Origin of the sequence: Bradyrhizobium sp. 62 (genome assembly GCF_023073035.1) — a bacterium.
Taxonomy (GTDB): domain Bacteria; phylum Pseudomonadota; class Alphaproteobacteria; order Rhizobiales; family Xanthobacteraceae; genus Bradyrhizobium.
On sequence record NZ_JADPIT010000014.1, the window covers coordinates 323,926 to 343,240 of the forward strand.

Genomic DNA, 19,315 nt, shown 5'->3' on the forward strand with positions numbered 1-19,315 from the left:
AAGTCGATCCAGGCCAAGGGCATCGTGCCCGACATCGAAGTGCTGCAGGACGTGCCGGACGAGCTGAAGTCGCGCACCGACACCAAGGGCGAAGCTTCGCTGCGCGGCCACCTCAAGAACGACGGCGACGAGAAGACCGGCTCGCAGTCCTACGTTCCGCCGGACGCCAAGGACGACAAGGCGCTCAAGCTCGCCGACGATCTGCTCCACGGCATCAAGAACAGCGCCTCCGCGGCGCCCACCCCGGGCGGCGACAAGGCCACCACCGACAAGCCCAAAGCGGCGAACTAAGTCGGCGCATCGCGATCTGACGAAAAAGGGCGGCTCCCCGGAGCCGCCCTTTTTGCTTGGAACTCCTGCTATCCCCGGCCTATCCCGGCCTGCCGCCGCTTGACCTCGGCGTGGTATCGTCGTCTCGAGTGATTCGGGATCGCGCATGACTGAAACGGCCGATGATCTGAGCGCCCCGCTCGGACGGGACAAGCCGCGCCGGAAACGCCGGCTGCGGCTGCCGTTCACGGCCATGCAGCTGCTCGCTGTCCTGCTCGGCCTGTTCCTGGTCAGCTTTGCCGGCTTCGCCATCTTCAACAAGGATCCGCTCGGCGGCGAGCCGATGACGCGGCTCGCGATCCACGAGCCCAATGCCGCAGACAAGGCGGGCGATGACAAGCCGGCCGCTTCCGGCCACGGCCAGGACAGCAAGCAGGAGACGAAGCACGAGACCAAGGAGGCGCCGAAGCAGGCGGGCGAGCAGAAGACCGTCACCATGATCGACGGTTCCACCGGCACGCGCCACGACGTGGTGATCGGCGGCGATCCCGCCGGCAAGAGCGAGGCGGCCTCGGCCTCCGCACCGCCGCCCGTCATGGCCGGGATCGACCCAAAACTTCTCGAGAAATCGCGCTACGGCATGATCCCCGCGATTTCCGGCGACCTCAAGCCGTTCAACGTCTATGCGGCGGATGCCGACCGCGCCAAGGCCGCCAAGATGCCGGTGGTCGCGATCCTGATCGGCGGCCTCGGCGTCGGCGCCGCCAAGACCACCGATGCCATCATGCGGCTGCCAGCGGCGGTGACGCTGGCCTTCACGCCTTATGGGTCCGATCCAGGAAAACTCGCCGAGCGCGCCCGCGCCCAGCGCCACGAGATCTTCCTCCAGATTCCGATGGAGCCCTATGACTTCCCCGACAACGATCCGGGGCCGCAGACGCTGCTGACGTCGCTCAGTGCCGACCAGAACATGGACCGGCTGTACTGGCATCTGAGCCGGATGCAGGGCTATGCCGGCCTCACCAATTTCATGGGCGCCCGCTTCATCGCAACGGAGCCGGCGATGCAGCCGATCATCCGCGAGGCGGCCAAGCGCGGCCTCGGCTTCTTTGACGACGGCTCCTCGCCGCGCAGCATCGCGCCCCAGGCTGCCGGCAGCTTGGCGATGCCGTTCGGCAAGGGCGATATCGCGATCGACGCGGTGCCGACCCCGGCCGAGATCGATCGCGCCCTGACCAAGCTCGAAGCGGCGGCGCGCGAGCGCGGCGTGGCCGTGGGCACCGCCTCCGCCCTCCCGGTCTCGATCGAGCGCATTGGCGCCTGGACCAAGACATTGGGCGACCGAGGTATCCTTTTGGTGCCATTGACAACCGCGATGCTGAAATCAAAATCCAGCTAAATCAACGGATTGGTACGGCACAGACCCGCGGGGCCTGCTTCAGCCTTACCGACAGCATGCGAGAGGTCTGGCGGAATGGCGCGTTACGAGGATCTGCCCTACCGGACCTGCGTCGGCGTGATGTTGCTCAACAAGGACGGACTGGTGTTCATCGGCCGGCGTGCCGGCGGCATCGAGCATGTCGACGACACCCATGTCTGGCAGATGCCGCAGGGCGGCGTCGATCCCGGCGAGGACAATTGGGAGGCCGCCAAGCGCGAGCTCTATGAGGAGACCAGCGTGCGTTCGGTCGAGCGGCTCGGCGAGGTTCCGGACTGGCTCACTTACGACATTCCGCGCACGGTCGCCGGGCGCACCTGGAAGGGCCGCTACCGCGGCCAGCGCCAGAAATGGTTCGCGGTCCGCTTCACCGGCAAGGACAGCGAGATCAACGTCGAAAAGCCCGGCGGCGGCCACAAGGCCGAGTTCGTGAGCTGGCGCTGGGAGCCGATGAGGAACCTGACTGGGCTGATCGTCCCGTTCAAGCGCCCGGTCTACGAGCGCGTGGTGAAGGAATTTTCCCCGCTGGCGCAGGATTAAGTTCAAGTCGCCGTTCCAGCTTGATGCTAATGCATCGCCTGAAATGACGACGAGAGATCCACGCGTGACCACTGAAAAACCCTACCGTCCCAATGTCGGAATCGCTCTGTTCAACGCCGATGGCCACGTGCTGATTGGGCACCGCTTCAAGGGCGACGGCCCCGAGATCATCCTTCCGGGCTTGGACTGGCAGATGCCGCAGGGCGGCGTCGACGAGGGCGAGGATTTGCGCGACGCCGCGCTGCGCGAGCTCTGGGAAGAGACCAGCGTCAAGAGCGCAACCTATCTCGGCGAGACCGACTGGCTGACTTACGAATTCCCGCCCTATGACGGGCCGCAGACGCATCGGCTGGCGAAATTCCGCGGCCAGCGCCAGAAGTGGTTCGCGCTGCGCTTCACCGGCAAGGATGACGAGATCGATCCGCTGACGCCGCGCAACGGGCAGCCCGCCGAGTTCGACGCCTGGCGCTGGGAGCGGCTCGACCGCGTCCCCGATGTCGTGGTGCCGTTCCGCCGCCACGTCTACAGCGCAGTGGCGCAGCAGTTTGCGCGGTTCGCAAACTGAAAACGCGAAAACAACCCCATGCACAGTAGAACGGGGTTGAAATCATTAGAGAACTTTGCCCGGAAATTGCGCGAGCCTAGTTGATCGGGCCCACCGTGAACGGGCCGATCGCGATGACGTGGCAATCGCTGTCGCGCTTGGCGCAGTCGGCGAGGGCGGAATTGACGGCGGTCTGCTCGTCCGCGGCCTTGAGGCCCAAGCCCGGCCGGCCCGCGGTGCCAACCGCGACGGCGTTCCAGCCCATGCCATCTCCGAGCTTGCGCACGACCTCGTCGCGCGCGTCTGCGACGATCGATGCGTTCGACGCCGCGTGGAAGAAGCCGGTGATCCGGAGCAAGGTCGGGATCGGCACGACGAAATTCTCGTCGACCGCAACGACCAGGCAGGCGACGCCGGCGATCGCTCCGCACGATTCCAGCGAACGCCGCGCGGCATCGTCGGCGGATGACGCACCCATCACCATGAAATATTGACCGCCCGGGCCGAGCGCGACCGCGCGGGATTTCGCGGCAGGCGCGAACATGTTCTCGAGCCGGACCTTGGCGGGATCACGCACCATCGGAAAGTCTTTCGAGGCGAAGGCGCGTTCGGTCATGGAATCATGCCGGACGAACGGTTGCGGCGGCATCGGCGGCTTGCCGTGCGTGTAGACGACGTTGTTGCCGACCGCATAGAGCTCGCAGCGCCGCGGCGACTGCGCGGCATCGGCGCGCTTCTGACACTGATCGAGTGCGGCGTTGCGCGCGGCTTCCTCGTTCGGCTGATTCAACGACGCGCCGGTGAACCCGCCGACATTGAGCGCGAACGCCTTGTAGTCGCCGGCAGCGGAATAGTCGCCAGCCAGGTAGTTGCGGATGCGCTCGTTGATGAAGGGGACGCTGTCGGCGGGAAACTTGCCGAGCATCGGCGAAGCCGATGGTGCCGGCATGGGCATCGGCGCTTTCGCCGCCATGGTGGCTGATGGGCTTGGCGCTGTTGATGCAACCACGCTGGGCGCAGGGCTCGATACAGGGCTTGGCACGATCGCTGCGATCGCCGGCGCCCTCGTCGTCTCGAGCTTGGTGAAATAGAGGAAGCCGCCGACGCCGATGGCGACGATGGAGACGACACCGACCACCAGCGGCCACATCCAGTTCGGCGCGGGCGGGGCCTTCGTCACCTTCTTGATCTGCGGCGTCGCGTAGCTGCCGTCCCCGCGTCGCATCGCCACCATGTAGGCGTGCACCGGCGTCGGGATGTTCTTGACCTCCTGCGCGCCGATATCGGCGAACTGCACCGACAGCTTGTTGGCGACCTGCTCGTGCACCGCGCGGGAAACGCAGATGCCGCCGACCTCGGCGAGGCCCTCGAGCCGGGCGGCGATATTGACACCGTCACCGAGCAGATCGCCGTCGCGCTCGACCACGTCGCCGATGGTGATGCCGATGCGGAACGACATCTGCCGGCTTGGCGGATAGGCCATGTTGCGGGTTCGCAGGGATTCCTGGATATCGATCGCGCAGCGCACCGCATCGACTGCGCTTGGAAATTCCGCGAGCACGGCGTCGCCCGCGGTGTTGAAGATGCGTCCGCCCGCCCTGGCAATGAAATCGTCGACGACCTCGCGATAGGAGGCGAGACGCCGCAGCGTCTCCTCTTCGTCTTCCGCGACCAGTCGTGAATAGCCGGCAATATCGGCTGCGAAAATCGCTGCGATCTTGCGTTTCATCTGCGGCCGGCCCCCGGAACAAAGTTCGCGGGCGCAGAATGGCGCTATCGGCGGCGCGGTGCAACAAAGTTTCAGCGCCCGCCACTTCCGTGACGAGCGCTGAACTTATTCAGGAATTTGTAGCTTGAGCCCCGGCGCAGTGCACCGGGGCTTAGTGCATCGCCGTGCTGTTGAGCTGCTGCTGGATGCTCTTGAAGTGGTCGAGCCGCGCGATGGCTTGATCGAGCTCGTTGCCTTCGTGCTCCTTCAATCCCTCTTCCATCTCCGAGACGGTCGCGGCGAACTGGGCGCGGTCGAGCTCGGCCAGCGAGGTCGCGACGTCGGCGAGCACGGTCAGGCCCTTGTCGGAAACTTCGGCGATACCGCCGAGCACGATGATCTTCTCGTGCTTGCCGCCGGTGGTTACGGTGAGAATGCCGGGCCGGATCGCGGCCACGACCGGCGCATGTCCCGCCAGCACGCCGAAGTCACCTTCGACGCCGGGGATATCGACCTGGTCGACCTCGCCCGAGAAGGCGAGCTTTTCCGGCGAGACGAGATCGAAGTGGAAGGTGGCCATTGGAAACCTGCGAATGGTGAGTAGCGAATTGCGAATGGAGGGGGAGCAGCGCGACTATTCGCTACTCCCTGCTCGCCCTTCGCAGCTTAGGCCGCCTCGGCCGCCAGCTTCTTGCCCTTCTCGATCGCCTCTTCGATGGTGCCGACCATGTAGAAGGCGGCTTCCGGCAGGTGGTCATACTTGCCTTCGCAGAGGCCGCGGAAGCCCTTGATGGTGTCCGCGAGGTCGACGAACTTGCCGGGCGAGCCGGTGAAGATTTCGGCGACGTGGAACGGCTGCGACAGGAAGCGCTCGATCTTGCGGGCGCGGGCCACCGTCAGCTTGTCCTCTTCCGAAAGCTCGTCCATGCCGAGAATGGCGATGATGTCCTGCAGCGACTTGTAGCGCTGCAGCACCTGCTGGACCTGACGCGCGGTGTCGTAGTGCTCCTGGCCGACGACGAGCGGCGAGAGCATGCGCGAGGTCGAGTCGAGCGGGTCCACCGCCGGATAGATGCCCTTTTCCGAGATCGCGCGGTTCAACACCGTGGTGGCGTCCAAATGCGCGAACGAGGTCGCGGGCGCCGGGTCGGTCAAGTCGTCGGCCGGAACGTAAATGGCCTGCACCGAGGTGATCGAACCCTTCTGCGTGGTGGTGATGCGCTCCTGCAGCGCGCCCATGTCGGTGGCGAGCGTCGGCTGGTAACCCACGGCGCTCGGGATACGACCGAGCAGCGCCGACACTTCAGAACCGGCCTGGGTGAAACGGAAGATGTTGTCGACGAAGAACAGCACGTCCTGGCCCTGGTCACGGAAGTGCTCGGCGACGGTCAGACCGGTGAGGCCGACGCGGGCGCGGGCGCCGGGCGGCTCGTTCATCTGGCCGAACACCAGCGCGCACTTCGACTTGACGCTCGGATCCGGATTGTTCGGATCGGCGTTGACCTTGGACTCGATGAACTCGTGATAGAGGTCGTTGCCCTCGCGGGTACGCTCGCCCACGCCGGCGAACACGGAGTAACCACCGTGCGCCTTCGCAACGTTGTTGATCAGCTCCTGAATCAGCACGGTCTTGCCGACGCCGGCGCCGCCGAACAGGCCGATCTTGCCGCCCTTGGCATAGGGCGCGAGCAAGTCGACGACCTTGATGCCGGTGACGAGAATTTCAGCTTCGGTCGACTGGTCGGTGTAGCTCGGCGCTTCCTGATGGATGGCGCGCGTGCCCTCGGACTGGATCGGGCCGGCTTCGTCGATCGGCTCGCCGATCACGTTCATGATGCGGCCGAGCGTGCCCGCACCGACGGGAACCGAGATCGGCTGACCGGTGTCGGTCACTTCCTGGCCGCGGACCAGACCTTCGGTCACGTCCATCGCGATCGTGCGCACGGTGGACTCACCAAGATGCTGCGCAACTTCCAGCACGAGGCGGATGTTGCCGTTCCTGGTTTCCAACGAATTCAGAATGGCCGGCAGATGGCCTTCGAACTGAACGTCGACGACGGCGCCCATGACCTGGGTGACACGACCGACCTGGGTAGCTGCTGTAGCCATGAAGCTCTCCTTCGAAATTCTTTACTTGAACGACCGTCGTTTGGTTCGTGCGTCAGACCGCCTCGGCGCCGGAGATGATCTCGATCAGCTCCTTGGTGATCTGGGCTTGACGGGTTCGGTTGTAGATCTGGGTTTGCTTGCGGATCATTTCGCCCGCGTTGCGGGTGGCGTTGTCCATCGAGCTCATCTGGGCGCCGTAGAACGAGGCGTTGTTTTCCAGCAGCGCACGGAAAATCTGCACCGCGATATTCCGCGGCAACAGGCCGGAGAGGAGTTCGTCTTCCTCCGGCTCGTAGTCGTAGGACGTCGACGGCGCGTTCGCCGCCTTTTCTTCCACGGTCAGCGGAATGATCTGCTGCGCGGTCGGGACCTGGGCAATTACCGACTTGAACTGCGCGTAGAACAGCGTGCAGACGTCGAATTCGCCGTTGTCGAAGCGGGCCAGAACCTTCTTGGCGATGTCCTCGGCGTTGACGAAGCCGAGCTGACGAACGCCGCGCAGGTCGAGATGCTCGACGATCTGCTTGTCGTACAGGCGGCGGAGCTGCTCGTAGCCCTTGCGGCCGACGCAGAAGAATTTGACTTCCTTGCCCTGCGCCATCAGCGCCTGGGCGCGCTCGCGCGCGAGGCGCACGATCGAGGAGTTGAAGGCGCCGGACAGGCCGCGCTCGCCGGTGCAGACCAGCAGCAGGTGAACCTGGTCCTTGCCGGTGCCGGCCAGCAGAACCGGCGCGCCGGGCGAACCGGCGGCAGCGCTGGCGATGTTGGAGATCACCGCGCTCATCTTGTCGGCATAGGGCCGCGCCGCCTCGGCCGCTTGCTGGGCGCGGCGCAATCGGGACGCCGCGACCATTTGCATGGCCTTGGTGATCTTCTGCGTCGCCTTGGTGGAGGCGATGCGGACGCGCATGTCTTTAAGTGACGCCATTCTTCGTTCACCCCGGCGGTTCGATCGCTTGGATCAAGCCGCTAGCCTATCCCAGTCGTCATGCCCGGGCGTGTCCCGGGCATCCACGTCTTCGTTTCCATGCAGTGAGGCACGGAAGGCCGGGACAAGAAGCCCGGCCTTGCGACCGTTCTCTTATGCGAAGCTCTTGGCGAAACCTTCGACCACCGACTTCAGCTTGGCGGCGGTGTCGTCGGAGAGATCGCGGCTGTCGCGGATCGCGTTGAGGATCTCGACATTCTTGCCGCGCAGCAGCGACAACAGACCGTCCTCGAACGCACGCACCTTGTTGACCGGAAGCGGATCGAGATAGCCGTTGGTGCCGGCCCAGATCACGCAGACCTGCTCTTCCATCTTCAGTGGCGCGAACTGCGGCTGCTTCAGCAGCTCGGTGAGACGCGAGCCGCGGTTGAGCAGGCGCTGGGTCGAGGCGTCGAGATCGGAGCCGAACTGCGCGAACGCCGCCATTTCGCGGTACTGCGCCAGCTCGCCCTTGATCTTGCCGGCGACCTTCTTGGTGGCCTTGGTCTGCGCCGAGGAGCCGACGCGCGACACCGACAGACCGACGTTCACCGCGGGGCGGATGCCTTGGAAGAACAGGTCGGTTTCGAGGAAGATCTGGCCGTCGGTGATCGAGATGACGTTGGTCGGAATGTAGGCCGACACGTCGTTGGCCTGGGTTTCGATGACCGGCAGCGCCGTCAGCGAGCCGGAGCCCTGGTCCTTGTTCAGCTTCGCCGCGCGCTCGAGCAGGCGGGAATGCAGATAGAACACGTCGCCCGGATAGGCTTCGCGGCCCGGCGGGCGGCGCAGCAGGAGCGACATCTGGCGGTAGGCGACGGCCTGCTTGGACAAATCGTCATAGATGATGACGGCGTGCATGCCGTTGTCGCGGAAGTACTCGCCCATGGTGCAGCCGGTGAACGGCGCGATGTACTGCATCGGTGCCGGATCGGACGCCGTGGCGGCGACGATGATCGAATATTCCAGCGCGCCCTGCTCTTCCAGCACCTTCACGAACTGGGCAACGGTCGAGCGCTTCTGGCCGATCGCGACGTAGACGCAATACAGCTTGATGTTCTCGTCCGGCTGCGCGTTGAGCGGCTTCTGGTTGAGGATGGTGTCGAGCGCGATCGCGGTCTTGCCGGTCTGACGGTCGCCGATGATCAGCTCGCGCTGGCCGCGGCCGATCGGGATCAGGGCGTCGATCGCCTTGAGGCCGGTCGCCATCGGCTCGTTCACGGACTTGCGCGGAATGATGCCGGGCGCCTTGACGTCGACGCGCATGCGCTTGTCGGCCTGGATCGGGCCCTTGCCGTCGATGGGGTTGCCGAGCGCGTCGACGACGCGGCCGAGCAGGCCCTTGCCGACCGGCGCGTCCACGATGGCGCGGGTGCGCTTGACGGTCTGACCTTCCTTGATCTCGCGGTCGGCGCCGAAAATAACGATACCGACGTTGTCGGTTTCGAGGTTCAGCGCCATGCCGCGGGTGCCGTTCTCGAACTCGACCATTTCACCGGCCTGGACGTTATCCAGACCGTAAACGCGGGCGATACCGTCACCGACGGACAGCACCTGTCCGACTTCGGAGACTTCAGCTTCCTGGCCGAAATTCTTGATCTGGTCCTTGAGGATCGCGGAAATTTCCGCGGCGCGGATGTCCATCAGCCTGCCTCTTTCATCGCGTGCTTGATCGAATTGAGTTTGGTGCGAAGCGAGCTATCGATCATCCGGCTGCCAAGCTTGACCACGAGGCCACCGATGATCGAGGGATCGACCTTCACGTTGAGCGCGACGTCCTTGCCGGTCACCGACTTCAGGGCAACCTTGAGGGCGTCGAGATTCTTGTCCGAGAGCGCCTCCGCCACGGTGACGTCGGCCGTGGCCTCGCCCTTGAACTTGGCGACCAAGGCGCGATAGGCGCGGATGACGTCAGCCACCGCGAACAGGCGGCGGTTGGCGGTCAGCACTTTCAGGAAATTGGCGGAGATGCCGGCGATGCCTGCCTTGTCCAGCACGGCCGAGAGGGCCCTGGACTGGGCGTCGGCCGCGAAAACCGGGCTGCGAACGAGGCGCTTCAGATCGGCGCTTTCGTTGAGCATGCCCTCGAATTTCTCGAGATCGGCTTTGACCTCGTCGACCACTTTCTGGTCGCGGGCCAGTTCAAACAAGGCCGTTGCATAACGGCCCGACACACCGGAAACGGACGTATCTTCTGCAGCCACAGACGTGCTCTTTTTGCTGTCAAACTCGCAAGGGAAAAACCGTCGCCACAAAGCGGCGCCTAGCGATCCAAGCCCTTGGAATTCAAGCGGGACTTCGATTTTCGACCCCGCACGGAAGTGCCGGGCTCGTTAAAATCGCGGCTTTGCTAACATAGCAGGCGCGCACGTGCAACATGACGCCAAATTAAAGGCATGACGTTCTGTCGCCAGTTCGTCGCAGTCCACGACGACGCGACGACGACCTGCCACGCCGCGGAATTGCCACAGCGCTTAAGCCAGCCCATGAGCCGACGCCGGCGATTTGTTCCTGCCCTCAGCGCATAGCGGCCATGAACACGGATCGCTGAGGCGTGATTCCGGGCGCATCCGCTTCACTCGCCGAATACTTACCCAATTCAAAATGCGGGAAGCGATGACTTCGTTTTACAGTATTTGTAAGTAATATAGAGGTTAATGAATCGTTAAAATCCAAGATTACGGAATATCGGCCGAATATCCCTGCCGGTAACAAGATATTACATGAAGACACAGAACGGATTTACTGCCCAATTCACGCCTCATTAGGAATCGAAACGCGGTCCCGCTCGCAAACTTACGGGGGCTCCACTTGCCACATATGTGGCAATACTAGCTTAGGGACCAATATATGCTTTGTTTGAAGACGCTGGGCTCTGTGACCCGGCCGCGTACGGCGATCGCCTTTGTTGCCGCAACTCTTCTCATCGGTGGAACTGCCACCGAAGCTTCCGCCAAATCCCGCCATCACCATCGGTATTCCCACCATCATCACCGCCACCACGCCCAGAACGATGCCAACACGACCTCCGATTGGCGTAACGCCAATGCGTCGATGACGCCGTCGCAGGGCACCGGACGTTCCTTCTCCGGCATGGCTTCCTTTTACGGCAACGAGTCCGGCAGCAGGACCGCCTCGGGCCAGCGCTTCAACCAGAACGCCATGACCGCGGCGCACCGTTCGCTGCCGTTCGGCACCAAGCTGCGGGTCACCCATGGCGGCTCGAGCGTCATCGTCACCATCAACGACCGTGGCCCGTTCATTCGCGGCCGTGTCCTCGACCTCTCCACGGGCGCTGCCCGTGCCATCGGCCTCACCGGCGCCGGCGTCGGCCGCGTCACCGCGGAAGTCGTCTCCTAAGACGCGCGACGCGTGAAACAAGCCCGCCGTCTTGGGGACGGCGGGCTTTTTGTTTGTTCCTCCGCCGTCATTGCGAGGAGCGCAGCGACGGGGAGAGAGCGGTGGCCTACAAAAAGCTCTGCGGATCGACGTCGACTTCGAGCTTTTGATTGCCCTTCGGCTTCGGGCATGCGGCAAGCCAGTTGCGCAGATAATCCGACAGGTCGAAGCCGCGCGCGGATTTCACCAGAATGCGGAAGCGGTAGCGGCCCTTGATGACCGCGAGCGGGGCTTCCGCCGGGCCCAGCACCACCACGCGCTCATCGCGCGGCGCGAGCGCGACGAGGTGGCGGCCAAAGCCTTCGGCGCTCGGCCGGTCGCCGGCGGAAATGATCAGGCTCGCGAGCCGCCCGAACGGCGGATAGAGCGTGCGCTCGCGCAAATCGATCTCGCTGTCGTAGAAGGCTTCGCGATCGCAGGCGATCAGCGCCTTCATCACGGGATGATCGGGCTGGTGGGTCTGGAGATAGCCGACGCCGCGGCCCTGCTCGCGGCCGGCACGGCCGATCACTTGGTTGAGCAATTGCCAAGTGCGTTCCGAGGCGCGCGGATCGCCATTGGACAGGCCGAGATCCGCATCGACCACGCCGACCAGGTTGAGCCGCGGGAAATTGTGGCCCTTGGCGACGAGCTGGGTGCCGATGATGACGTCGACGCGGCCCTCCGCAATATCATTCAGCTCGGAGCGCATCGTCTCGATCGAGGTGATGAGATCGCTCGACAGCACCATGGTACGCGCCTCCGGGAACAGCGCCGCCGCCTCCTCCTGCAAGCGCTCGACACCGGGCCCGACCGCGACCAGCGATTCCTCCGCCGCGCAATGCGGGCAGGTTTGCGGGCGCGGCATCGAGAAACCGCAATGGTGACAGACGAGGCGCTGGCGGAAGCGATGATCGACCAGCCAGGCGTCGCAGATGGTGCAGGCGAAGCGATGGCCACAGGCGCGGCACAGCGTCAACGGCGCATAGCCGCGGCGATTGAGGAACAAGAGCGCCTGCTCGCGCCGCTCGATCGCGGTCCTGATCTCGGACGCTAGCCGCGGCGAGATGAAGCGGCCGCGCGCCGGCGGCTCGCGGCGCATGTCGATGGCCTCGATATGCGGCATGTGCTGGCCGCCGAAGCGCGACGGCAGCGCGATGCGCTGATAGCGGTTCTTGCGCGCATTGACCTCGGACTCGACCGACGGCGTCGCCGACGCCAGCACGATCGGGACCTTTGCGATATGCGCGCGCACCACCGCCATGTCGCGGGCGTGATAATGCACGCCCTCGTCCTGCTTGTAGGCCTGGTCGTGCTCTTCATCGACCACGATGAGGCCGAGATTGGCGTAGGGCAGAAACAGCGCCGAGCGCGCGCCGACCACGACCGGCGCGCTGCCCTCGGAGATCGCCGCCCAATTGCGCGCGCGAGTGCGCGGCGTCAGCTCGGAATGCCATTCCAGAGGCCGCACGCCAAAACGCTGCGCGAAGCGGTCGAGGAACTGGCCGGTGAGCGCGATCTCCGGCATCAGGATCAGCGATTGCTTTCCGCGTCGGATCGCCTCGGCCACGGCTTCGAAGTAAACCTCGGTCTTGCCCGAGCCGGTGACGCCATCGAGCAGCGCGACGTGAAAGCTGCCGTTGGCCGCGAGCGCGCGCATGGCATCGACCCCGGCGCGCTGGAGCGGCGAAAACTCCGGCCGGCTGAAATCCGGATCGGGTGCGGGCGGCGGCGGAGCCGGCGGCATCGGCTCGACCGTGAGCGTGCCTTCGTCGACGAGGCCGTCGATCACGCCGGCCGAAACGCCGGCCTCCTTGGCGGCTTCCGACTTGCCGTGCAGCAGCCGGTCCGACAGCACCTCGATCAGGCGCTGCCGCGCCGGCGTCAGACGTTTTGGCGGATCGCCGACCAGGCGCACGCCGGCGCGCACCCGCTCGGGGCCGAGGTTCTCGCCCATCCGCAGGCACATGCGCAGCACCATGCCGCGCGGGCTCAGCGTGTAATTGGCGATCCAGTCCACGACCGCACGCAACTCGGGCTTCAGCGGCGGGATGCCGAGCTTTTCGCTGACCTCCTTGAGGCGGTTGTGCAGGCGCGGATCCGGATTGGCGTTTTCGGCCCAGACCACGGCGAGCACCTCGCGCGGGCCGAGCGGCACGCCGATGATATCGCCCGCTTTCAGCTCCATCCCACGCGGCACCTTGTAGGAATAGGTCTGGTCGAGCGCGACCGGCACCAGCACGTCGACCATGCGGGTCGCGTTGGCGGAGACGGCGTTGCTGCGCGACGTGTGATCCATGGAGGGGGAATCGGAACCAGGGGGCCTCAAGGCTAGCGCCCTGAGGCGGCCTTAGCGAACGATAAACGAGTGTGATGCGATATACTGAGTGGAATCACCACGTCCAGAGCGCATGAGCAAAGCGGCCGTCCCATACATCGAGCTCGCCAGCGCCGATCCTGATATCGCGCAGGAGGTGATGCGCTGGCTGTCGCATCTCGGCGCGGAGCGGCGGCTGTCGCCGAAGACGCTGGAAGCCTATGCCCGCGATTTGCGGCAGTGCCTGAATTTCCTCTGCGGCCATTGGGGCGAGCGGGTGACGCTGAAGCGTTTCGCCGCGCTGGAGGCCACCGATATCAGGGCCTTCATGGCGATGCGCCGCGCCGACGATATTGCCGGGCGCTCGCTGATGCGCGCACTCGCGGGCCTGCGCTCGTTCGGCCGCTTCCTCGAACGCGAAGGCAAAGGCAAGGTCGGGGCGCTCTCGGCGATCCGCGCGCCGAAAGTCGCCAAGAGCCTGCCAAAGCCGCTCCCGATGGCGTCGGCCAAACGTCTTGCGGACGCCGACGAGCGCGCCGGCGAGGATCGCGAGAGCTGGATTTTGGCGCGCGATGCCGCGGTGATGGCTCTCCTCTACGGCTCGGGCCTGCGCATCTCCGAAGCGCTGGGGCTGACGCGCCGCGAGGTGCCGCGTCCCGGCGAGGGCGACGTGCTGATCGTAACTGGCAAAGGCAACAAGACCCGCATGGTGCCGGTGCTCCAGAACGTGCTCGCACTGGTGCAAGACTATGTCGCGATTTGCCCGTATCCGCTGCCGGCCGAGGGCCCGATCTTCGTCGGCGCGCGCGGCGGGCCCTTGAGCCCGCGTATCATCCAGCTCGCGATGGAGCGGCTGCGCGGCGCGCTCGGCCTGCCCGACAGCGCCACGCCGCACGCCCTCCGGCATTCCTTCGCGACGCATCTGCTGTCACGCGGCGGCGATCTGCGCGCGATCCAGGAATTGCTCGGCCATGCCTCGCTCTCGACCACGCAGATCTATACCGGCATCGATGCCGAGCGGCTGCTGGAAGTCTATGCCAGCGCGCATCCTCGGCGGTGATGCTGACATGAAGCTGTCATAGCAAGCCTCTCGGCGCGCATGCCCCTTGCGCGGCGCCCGCGGTTCGGTCAATCGTGGGAACCGAGCCAGGAGGGATTTATGAGCGCACATGAAAGCATGGAGCATGCCGAGCACGCCGAACACGCGTCCGGCTCGAACAAGAAGATCGCGCTCCTGATCGCCGTTCTGGCGCTTTTCCTGGCGATCTCGGAGACGCTCGGCAAGGGCGCCCAGACCGAATCGATCAGCAAGAACGTCGAGGCTTCCAACCTCTGGGCCTTCTTCCAGGCCAAGAGCATCCGCCGCACGGTGGTGCAGACCGCGGCCGAGCAGGGCAAGCTGACGTTCGGCGCCGCGACCGACGAGGCCACCAAGGCCGCGGCTCAGAAGCAGATCGAGGACTGGCAGAAGACCGCGCAGCGCTACCGCTCCGAGCCGGAGACCGGCGAAGGCACCGAGCAGTTGGCCGAAAAGGCCAAGCACGCCGAGCATGAGCGCGACGAGGCGACTGCGAAATATCATCACTTCGAGCTGGCGTCCGCCGCCTTCCAGATCGGCATCGTGCTGGCCTCAGCCACCATCATCACCGGCATGCTGCCGCTCGCCTGGATCGCGGGCCTGCTGTCGCTTGCCGGACTTGGGATGACCGTGCTCGGCGCCTGGTCGCCGCATCTGCTGCATCTGCATTGAGGTGATGAGGCCACATACTCCGCTGTCATGCTCCGCGAAGGCGGGGCATCCAGTCCGCCGCGGCCTCTCGATTCTAGCCTCACTGTCTCTGGAATACTGGATTGCCCGCCTTCGCGGGCAATGACACTGAACAAGTGGCGACGCTCAGCGCGCTTCGTGCACGCTCTTGCGAAAACGCTGGATCAGGCGGAGCGTGCGGGAGGACCAGCCTTCGCCGTTGCCGGCGATCAGCTCCCTGATGCGCCGCTTGATCGGATCGACCAGCTCGGCGGCCTTGGCACGCAGCTTCAGCACCAGATCATAGAGCCGCTCGAACCAAGCCATCTCCATCAGCTTGTCGCGCGTCACGTCGAAGACGAAGGCGGTGACGCCGACCCCGAGCAGCTTTGCGAACACGATGGTGAAGACCGCGCTGGTCCAGTATTCGTGCGTGAGCAACCACAGACCGACCAGCTTGAGCGGAAACAGCGGGATGATGGGCACGGCGAACACGATCAGCGTCATCGCCGGCGACAGCGCATCGACGCGGTCCGACAGCCATTGCTTGAACCGCGCGAGCGGAACAATTGCGACAACGCGCGCAACGATCGGTTCGAGATGGTCCCACAGCCAGGCTTCGATCAGGAAGATGATCGCAAGCAGGACCCAGACCGGTTGAAGCAGGCGGCGTAGCATGTGTTTCCCGCCCGATTCGGCGCTGGGCGCGACCTACATATGGATGGCCCGCTTGCCGACTGCAAGCGCGGCTTCCTTGATGGCCTCCGAGCGGGTCGGGTGCGCGTGGCAGGTGCGCGCGAGATCCTCCGCGCTGCCGCCAAACTCCATGAGAACGGCCGCCTCATGGATCATTTCGCCGGCTTCGCGGCCGATAATGTGCACGCCGAGCACGCGATCGGTCTTCGCATCTGCGAGAATCTTCACAAAGCCGTCGGTGGTCTGGTTGACCTTGGAGCGGCCGTTGGCGGTAAAGGGAAACTTTCCGACGGTATAGGCCACGCCCGCCTGCTTCAGCTCCTCCTCGGTCTTGCCGACGGAGGATACTTCCGGCGTGGTATACACGACGCCTGGGATAACATCGTAGTTCACGTGGCCGGCCTGCCCGGCGATGATCTCGGCAACAGCGACGCCTTCATCTTCGGCCTTGTGCGCGAGCATCGGGCCCGCGACGACGTCGCCGATGGCATAGACGCCCTTCACGCTGGTGGCGAAGTGCGGATCGATCTGCACGCGGCCGCGATTGTCGAGCGCGACGCCGGCTTCCTTCAGGCCCAGCCCCTCCGTGTACGGCACACGACCGATACAGACGAGAACGACGTCGGCTTCCAACGTCTCGGCAGCGCCGCCCGCGGCGGGCTCGACCGTCGCCTTCAGCGTCTTGCCGGAGGTGTCCACGCCCGTGACCTTGGCACCCAGCTTGAACGTAAAGCCCTGCTTCTCCAGGATGCGCTGGAATTGCTTGGCGATCTCGCCGTCCATGCCGGGCAGGATACGGTCGAGGAATTCGACGACGACGACTTCGGCGCCGAGACGGTGCCAGACCGAGCCGAGCTCGAGCCCGATCACGCCGGCGCCGACGATCAGCAGCTTGCCCGGGACCTTGTCCAGCGACAGCGCGCCGGTTGACGACACGATGCGCGTCTCGTCGATCTCGATGCCCTTGAGGCGCGCGATGTCCGAGCCGGTCGCGATCACGATGCTCTTGGTTTCGATCACCTGCGACTTGCCGTCGGCGGAGACTTCGACCTTGCCGGTGCCGAGGATCTTGCCGGCGCCCTTGAGCACGTCGATCTTGTTCTTCTTCATCAGGAACTCGACGCCCTTGACGTTGCCGTCGATGCCCTGCTGCTTGAAGTTCATCATCGCAGGCAGATCGAGCTTCGGCGCGGAGACGCTGACGCCCATCTTGGCGAAGGAATGGCCGGCCTCCTCGAACATTTCGGAGGCGTGCAGAAGCGCCTTGGACGGCATGCAGCCGACATTGAGGCAGGTGCCGCCGAGCGTCGCGTTCTTTTCGACCACGGCGACTTTCATGCCGAGCTGCGCTGCACGCACCGCGCAGACATAACCGCCCGGTCCGGTGCCGATGACGACGAGATCGTATGCCATGAGAGAAAGTCCCGTAAGTTTAGCGTTGAGGGATGTGTCGGCGTCCGCGCGGCGCGTCAGCGTCCGCCGGACACATCGAGAATGGCTGAGGTGACGTAGGAGGCATCGTCCGACATCAGCCAGACGATGGCATTGGCGACTTCATCGGCGGTACCGACGCGCTTCATCGGCACCATATGGGCCAGACGATGGGCGCGGTCGGGCTCACCGCCGGCAGCGTGGATTTCGGTGTCGATCAGGCCGGGCCGGATGCCCGCGACGCGAATGCCCTCGCCGGCAACCTCATAGCCGAGGCCGACGGTGAAGGAATCGATCGCGCCCTTGGACGCGGCATAGTCGACATAGGTGTTCGGCGCGCCGAGCTTGGCGGCAACCGATGACAGATTGACGATGACGCCGCCCTGGCCGCCGTGCCTGTTCGACATCCGCTTCACCGCTTCGCGCGCGCAGAGGATGGAGCCGGTGACGTTGACCGCCATCACGCGCTGGATGCGCTCGGCCGACATCTCGTCGACGCGCACGCCGCTGGTTCCGACGATACCGCCATTGTTGACCAGCGCGCCGAGCGTGCCGAACGCGTCCGCGGCCTTGAACAACGCCAGGATATCGCTTTCCTCGGCGACGTCGCATTTCACCGCGATGGCCTTGCCGTTGCTGGCCGCGATCTCCGCGACCACCTCGTCGGCGGCCGTCTTGTTGCTGGCATAGCCGACGACAACGCGGAAGCCGCGCGCGGCCGCCGCAATCGCGGTCGCGCGGCCGATGCCGCGGCTGCCGCCGGTGATGACAACGACTTTATCGGTCACGCGTGCCTCCATGGTTCGACACGCGCCGTCGCGAAAGGCGACGGCGCTCGCATAGCATCAGCGATCAGAGATCGAGCACCAGGCGCGCCGGATCTTCCAGGCTCTCCTTGACGCGAACCAGGAAGGTCACCGCTTCCTTGCCGTCGATGACGCGGTGATCGTAGGACAGCGCCAGATACATCATCGGGCGGACCTCGATCTTGCCGCCGACGACCATCGGCCGCTCCTGGATCTTGTGCATGCCGAGAATGCCGGACTGCGGCGCGTTCAGGATCGGGGTCGACATCAGCGAGCCGTAGATGCCGCCGTTGGTGATGGTGAAGGTGCCGCCCTGCATCTCGTCGATCTTGAGCTGGCCGTCACGGGCGCGGCGACCGAAATCGGCGATGCCCTTCTCGATGTCGGCGATCGACTTGTTGTCGCAGTCGCGCACCACGGGCACGACGAGGCCCTTGTCGGTGCCGACGGCGACGCCGATGTGATAGTAGTTCTTGTAGATCAGATCGGTGCCATCGATCTCGGCGTTGACGGCCGGAATATCCTTCAGCCCCTGCACGACGGCCTTGGTGAAGAAGCCCATGAAGCCGAGCTTCGATCCATGCTTCTTCTCGAACGCATCCTTGTAGTGGGCGCGCAGCGCCATGACGTTGGTCATGTCGACCTCGTTGAAGGTCGTGAGCATGGCGGCGGTGTTCTGCACGTCCTTGAGGCGGCGCGCGATGGTCTGGCGCAGCCGGGTCATCTTGACGCGCTCTTCGCGGGCGGCGTCATCGGCCGGCGAGGGTGCGCGGACCTGAACCGCAGCAGCCGGCTGGTTGACCGGGGTCGGCGCCGAGGCCGCACGCTCGATCGCGGCGAGCATGTCGCCCTTGGTGACGCGGCCGTCCTTGCCGGAGCCGGGAACGGTCGAGGCGTCGACGCCGGTCTCGGCCGAGAGCTTGCGCACGGACGGGGCGAGCGGCGCATCCGCCGGCGGCACCTTCGCCGCAGCGGGAGCAGCCGCAGCGGCGGCAGCAGGAGCGGCAGCCGCGGGCTTTGCGGGCGCAGCGGCAGCCGGCTTGGCAGCGCCGGCGGCACCTTCGGTAATCTGGCCAAGCAGCGCGCCGACCGCGACGGTGGCGCCATCGGCGGCGATGATCTCGCTCAGCGTGCCGGCGGAGGGCGCCGGGACTTCGATGGTCACCTTGTCGGTCTCGAGCTCCACCAGGGGCTCGTCGACGGCGACGGGATCGCCGGCCTTCTTGAACCAGCGGCCGATGGTGGCCTCGGTGACGGATTCGCCGAGGGTCGGCACACGAATTTCAGTCATGGTCTTTTCCTTAAGGAGATCGCCAATGCGGTCGGGAATTTCACAGGTGTCATGCCCCGCGAAGGCGGGGCAT

At 65.1% G+C, this 19,315-nt stretch carries 17 protein-coding genes and 1 pseudogene; 7 read left to right on the forward strand and 11 right to left on the reverse strand.

Features of this window, described 5'->3' with window-relative positions; all coding sequences use genetic code 11:
* From IVB47_RS10135 to IVB47_RS10150, 4 genes and pseudogenes are all read left to right on the forward strand, one after another.
* Positions 1-291, forward strand: a pseudogene (locus tag IVB47_RS10135) (peptidase S41); the annotation flags it as partial.
* A 145-nt stretch (positions 292-436) separates the two neighbouring features.
* On the forward strand, positions 437-1,669 hold the full coding sequence (locus IVB47_RS10140; protein WP_247461330.1) for a divergent polysaccharide deacetylase family protein: 1,233 nt from the start codon (positions 437-439) through the stop codon (positions 1,667-1,669).
* A 75-nt stretch (positions 1,670-1,744) separates the two neighbouring features.
* The gene (locus tag IVB47_RS10145; RefSeq protein ID WP_027566418.1) at positions 1,745-2,248 is read left to right on the forward strand and encodes an RNA pyrophosphohydrolase; all 504 of its coding nucleotides are present in this window, start codon (positions 1,745-1,747) and stop codon (positions 2,246-2,248) included.
* A 64-nt stretch (positions 2,249-2,312) separates the two neighbouring features.
* Positions 2,313-2,813 (forward strand): RNA pyrophosphohydrolase, encoded by a 501-nt coding sequence (locus IVB47_RS10150; RefSeq protein WP_247461332.1) that lies wholly within the window; start codon positions 2,313-2,315, stop codon positions 2,811-2,813.
* A gap of 76 nt (positions 2,814-2,889) precedes the next feature.
* Here the strand turns inward: IVB47_RS10150 and IVB47_RS10155 are convergent, their stop codons facing one another.
* The 6 genes from IVB47_RS10155 to IVB47_RS10180 all read right to left on the reverse strand — a co-directional run bounded on the left by IVB47_RS10155 (position 2,890) and on the right by IVB47_RS10180 (position 9,780).
* A complete protein-coding gene (locus IVB47_RS10155) occupies positions 2,890-4,521 on the reverse strand; it encodes an adenylate/guanylate cyclase domain-containing protein (protein ID WP_247461335.1) in 1,632 nt (543 codons plus the stop codon).
* Between the two features lie 151 nt (positions 4,522-4,672).
* Positions 4,673-5,080, reverse strand: coding sequence for a F0F1 ATP synthase subunit epsilon (locus IVB47_RS10160; protein WP_027566415.1), 408 nt, complete (start codon positions 5,078-5,080; stop codon positions 4,673-4,675).
* An 86-nt stretch (positions 5,081-5,166) separates the two neighbouring features.
* Positions 5,167-6,609, reverse strand: coding sequence for a F0F1 ATP synthase subunit beta (gene atpD / locus IVB47_RS10165; protein ID WP_027566414.1), 1,443 nt, complete (start codon positions 6,607-6,609; stop codon positions 5,167-5,169).
* Positions 6,610-6,661: 52 nt separating this feature from the next.
* A complete protein-coding gene (locus IVB47_RS10170; protein ID WP_027566413.1) occupies positions 6,662-7,537 on the reverse strand; it encodes a F0F1 ATP synthase subunit gamma in 876 nt (291 codons plus the stop codon).
* A gap of 153 nt (positions 7,538-7,690) precedes the next feature.
* The gene (atpA, locus tag IVB47_RS10175) at positions 7,691-9,220 is read right to left on the reverse strand and encodes a F0F1 ATP synthase subunit alpha (protein ID WP_007604342.1); all 1,530 of its coding nucleotides are present in this window, start codon (positions 9,218-9,220) and stop codon (positions 7,691-7,693) included.
* Entirely contained in the window at positions 9,220-9,780 is a 561-nt protein-coding gene (locus tag IVB47_RS10180) for a F0F1 ATP synthase subunit delta (RefSeq protein WP_027566412.1), read from the reverse strand. The genes atpA and IVB47_RS10180 overlap by 1 nt, the downstream gene beginning before the upstream one ends.
* A 646-nt stretch (positions 9,781-10,426) precedes the next feature.
* Here IVB47_RS10180 and IVB47_RS10185 point away from each other — a divergent pair.
* On the forward strand, positions 10,427-10,936 hold the full coding sequence (locus IVB47_RS10185) for a septal ring lytic transglycosylase RlpA family protein (protein ID WP_027566411.1): 510 nt from the start codon (positions 10,427-10,429) through the stop codon (positions 10,934-10,936).
* Positions 10,937-11,042: 106 nt separating this feature from the next.
* Here the strand turns inward: IVB47_RS10185 and IVB47_RS10190 are convergent, their stop codons facing one another.
* A complete protein-coding gene (locus IVB47_RS10190) occupies positions 11,043-13,253 on the reverse strand; it encodes a primosomal protein N' (protein WP_247461338.1) in 2,211 nt (736 codons plus the stop codon).
* 112 nt (positions 13,254-13,365) lie between these two features.
* Between IVB47_RS10190 and IVB47_RS10195 the strand changes: the two genes are divergently transcribed.
* Positions 13,366-14,331, forward strand: a complete 966-nt coding sequence (locus IVB47_RS10195) for a tyrosine recombinase XerC (protein ID WP_247461340.1) — start codon at positions 13,366-13,368, stop codon at positions 14,329-14,331.
* Positions 14,332-14,430: 99 nt separating this feature from the next.
* Positions 14,431-15,021: a DUF4337 domain-containing protein gene (locus IVB47_RS10200; RefSeq protein ID WP_247284916.1), complete on the forward strand. Its 591-nt coding sequence runs from the start codon at positions 14,431-14,433 to the stop codon at positions 15,019-15,021.
* A gap of 144 nt (positions 15,022-15,165) precedes the next feature.
* Here IVB47_RS10200 and IVB47_RS10205 read toward each other — a convergent pair whose 3' ends face one another.
* The 4 genes from IVB47_RS10205 to odhB all read right to left on the reverse strand — a co-directional run bounded on the left by IVB47_RS10205 (position 15,166) and on the right by odhB (position 19,242).
* Positions 15,166-15,696: a hypothetical protein gene (locus tag IVB47_RS10205; RefSeq protein ID WP_247461343.1), complete on the reverse strand. Its 531-nt coding sequence runs from the start codon at positions 15,694-15,696 to the stop codon at positions 15,166-15,168.
* Positions 15,697-15,729: 33 nt separating this feature from the next.
* Positions 15,730-17,127: a dihydrolipoyl dehydrogenase gene (gene lpdA / locus IVB47_RS10210; RefSeq protein ID WP_247439429.1), complete on the reverse strand. Its 1,398-nt coding sequence runs from the start codon at positions 17,125-17,127 to the stop codon at positions 15,730-15,732.
* A 56-nt stretch (positions 17,128-17,183) separates the two neighbouring features.
* Positions 17,184-17,933 carry an SDR family oxidoreductase gene (locus IVB47_RS10215; protein WP_247461345.1) on the reverse strand — a complete coding sequence of 250 codons (750 nt, stop codon included), beginning with the start codon at positions 17,931-17,933 and terminating at the stop codon, positions 17,184-17,186.
* 64 nt (positions 17,934-17,997) lie between these two features.
* Positions 17,998-19,242: a 2-oxoglutarate dehydrogenase complex dihydrolipoyllysine-residue succinyltransferase gene (gene odhB / locus IVB47_RS10220; protein WP_247461347.1), complete on the reverse strand. Its 1,245-nt coding sequence runs from the start codon at positions 19,240-19,242 to the stop codon at positions 17,998-18,000.
* Positions 19,243-19,315: the final 73 nt, after the last annotated feature.

Excerpts from the sequence above, each read along its gene's own strand:
- atpD (WP_027566414.1), bottom strand. The coding sequence starts at position 6,609 with ATGGCTACAGCAGCTACCCAGGTCGGTCGTGTCACCCAGGTCATGGGC.
- IVB47_RS10205 (WP_247461343.1), bottom strand. The coding sequence starts at position 15,696 with ATGCTACGCCGCCTGCTTCAACCGGTCTGGGTCCTGCTTGCGATCATC.
- IVB47_RS10200 (WP_247284916.1), top strand. The coding sequence starts at position 14,431 with ATGAGCGCACATGAAAGCATGGAGCATGCCGAGCACGCCGAACACGCG.
- odhB (WP_247461347.1), bottom strand. The coding sequence starts at position 19,242 with ATGACTGAAATTCGTGTGCCGACCCTCGGCGAATCCGTCACCGAGGCC.
- lpdA (WP_247439429.1), bottom strand. The coding sequence starts at position 17,127 with ATGGCATACGATCTCGTCGTCATCGGCACCGGACCGGGCGGTTATGTC.
- IVB47_RS10145 (WP_027566418.1), top strand. The coding sequence starts at position 1,745 with ATGGCGCGTTACGAGGATCTGCCCTACCGGACCTGCGTCGGCGTGATG.
- IVB47_RS10190 (WP_247461338.1), bottom strand. The coding sequence starts at position 13,253 with ATGGATCACACGTCGCGCAGCAACGCCGTCTCCGCCAACGCGACCCGC.
- IVB47_RS10170 (WP_027566413.1), bottom strand. The coding sequence starts at position 7,537 with ATGGCGTCACTTAAAGACATGCGCGTCCGCATCGCCTCCACCAAGGCG.
- IVB47_RS10155 (WP_247461335.1), bottom strand. The coding sequence starts at position 4,521 with ATGAAACGCAAGATCGCAGCGATTTTCGCAGCCGATATTGCCGGCTAT.
- IVB47_RS10160 (WP_027566415.1), bottom strand. The coding sequence starts at position 5,080 with ATGGCCACCTTCCACTTCGATCTCGTCTCGCCGGAAAAGCTCGCCTTC.
- IVB47_RS10140 (WP_247461330.1), top strand. The coding sequence starts at position 437 with ATGACTGAAACGGCCGATGATCTGAGCGCCCCGCTCGGACGGGACAAG.
- IVB47_RS10195 (WP_247461340.1), top strand. The coding sequence starts at position 13,366 with ATGAGCAAAGCGGCCGTCCCATACATCGAGCTCGCCAGCGCCGATCCT.
- atpA (WP_007604342.1), bottom strand. The coding sequence starts at position 9,220 with ATGGACATCCGCGCCGCGGAAATTTCCGCGATCCTCAAGGACCAGATC.
- IVB47_RS10185 (WP_027566411.1), top strand. The coding sequence starts at position 10,427 with ATGCTTTGTTTGAAGACGCTGGGCTCTGTGACCCGGCCGCGTACGGCG.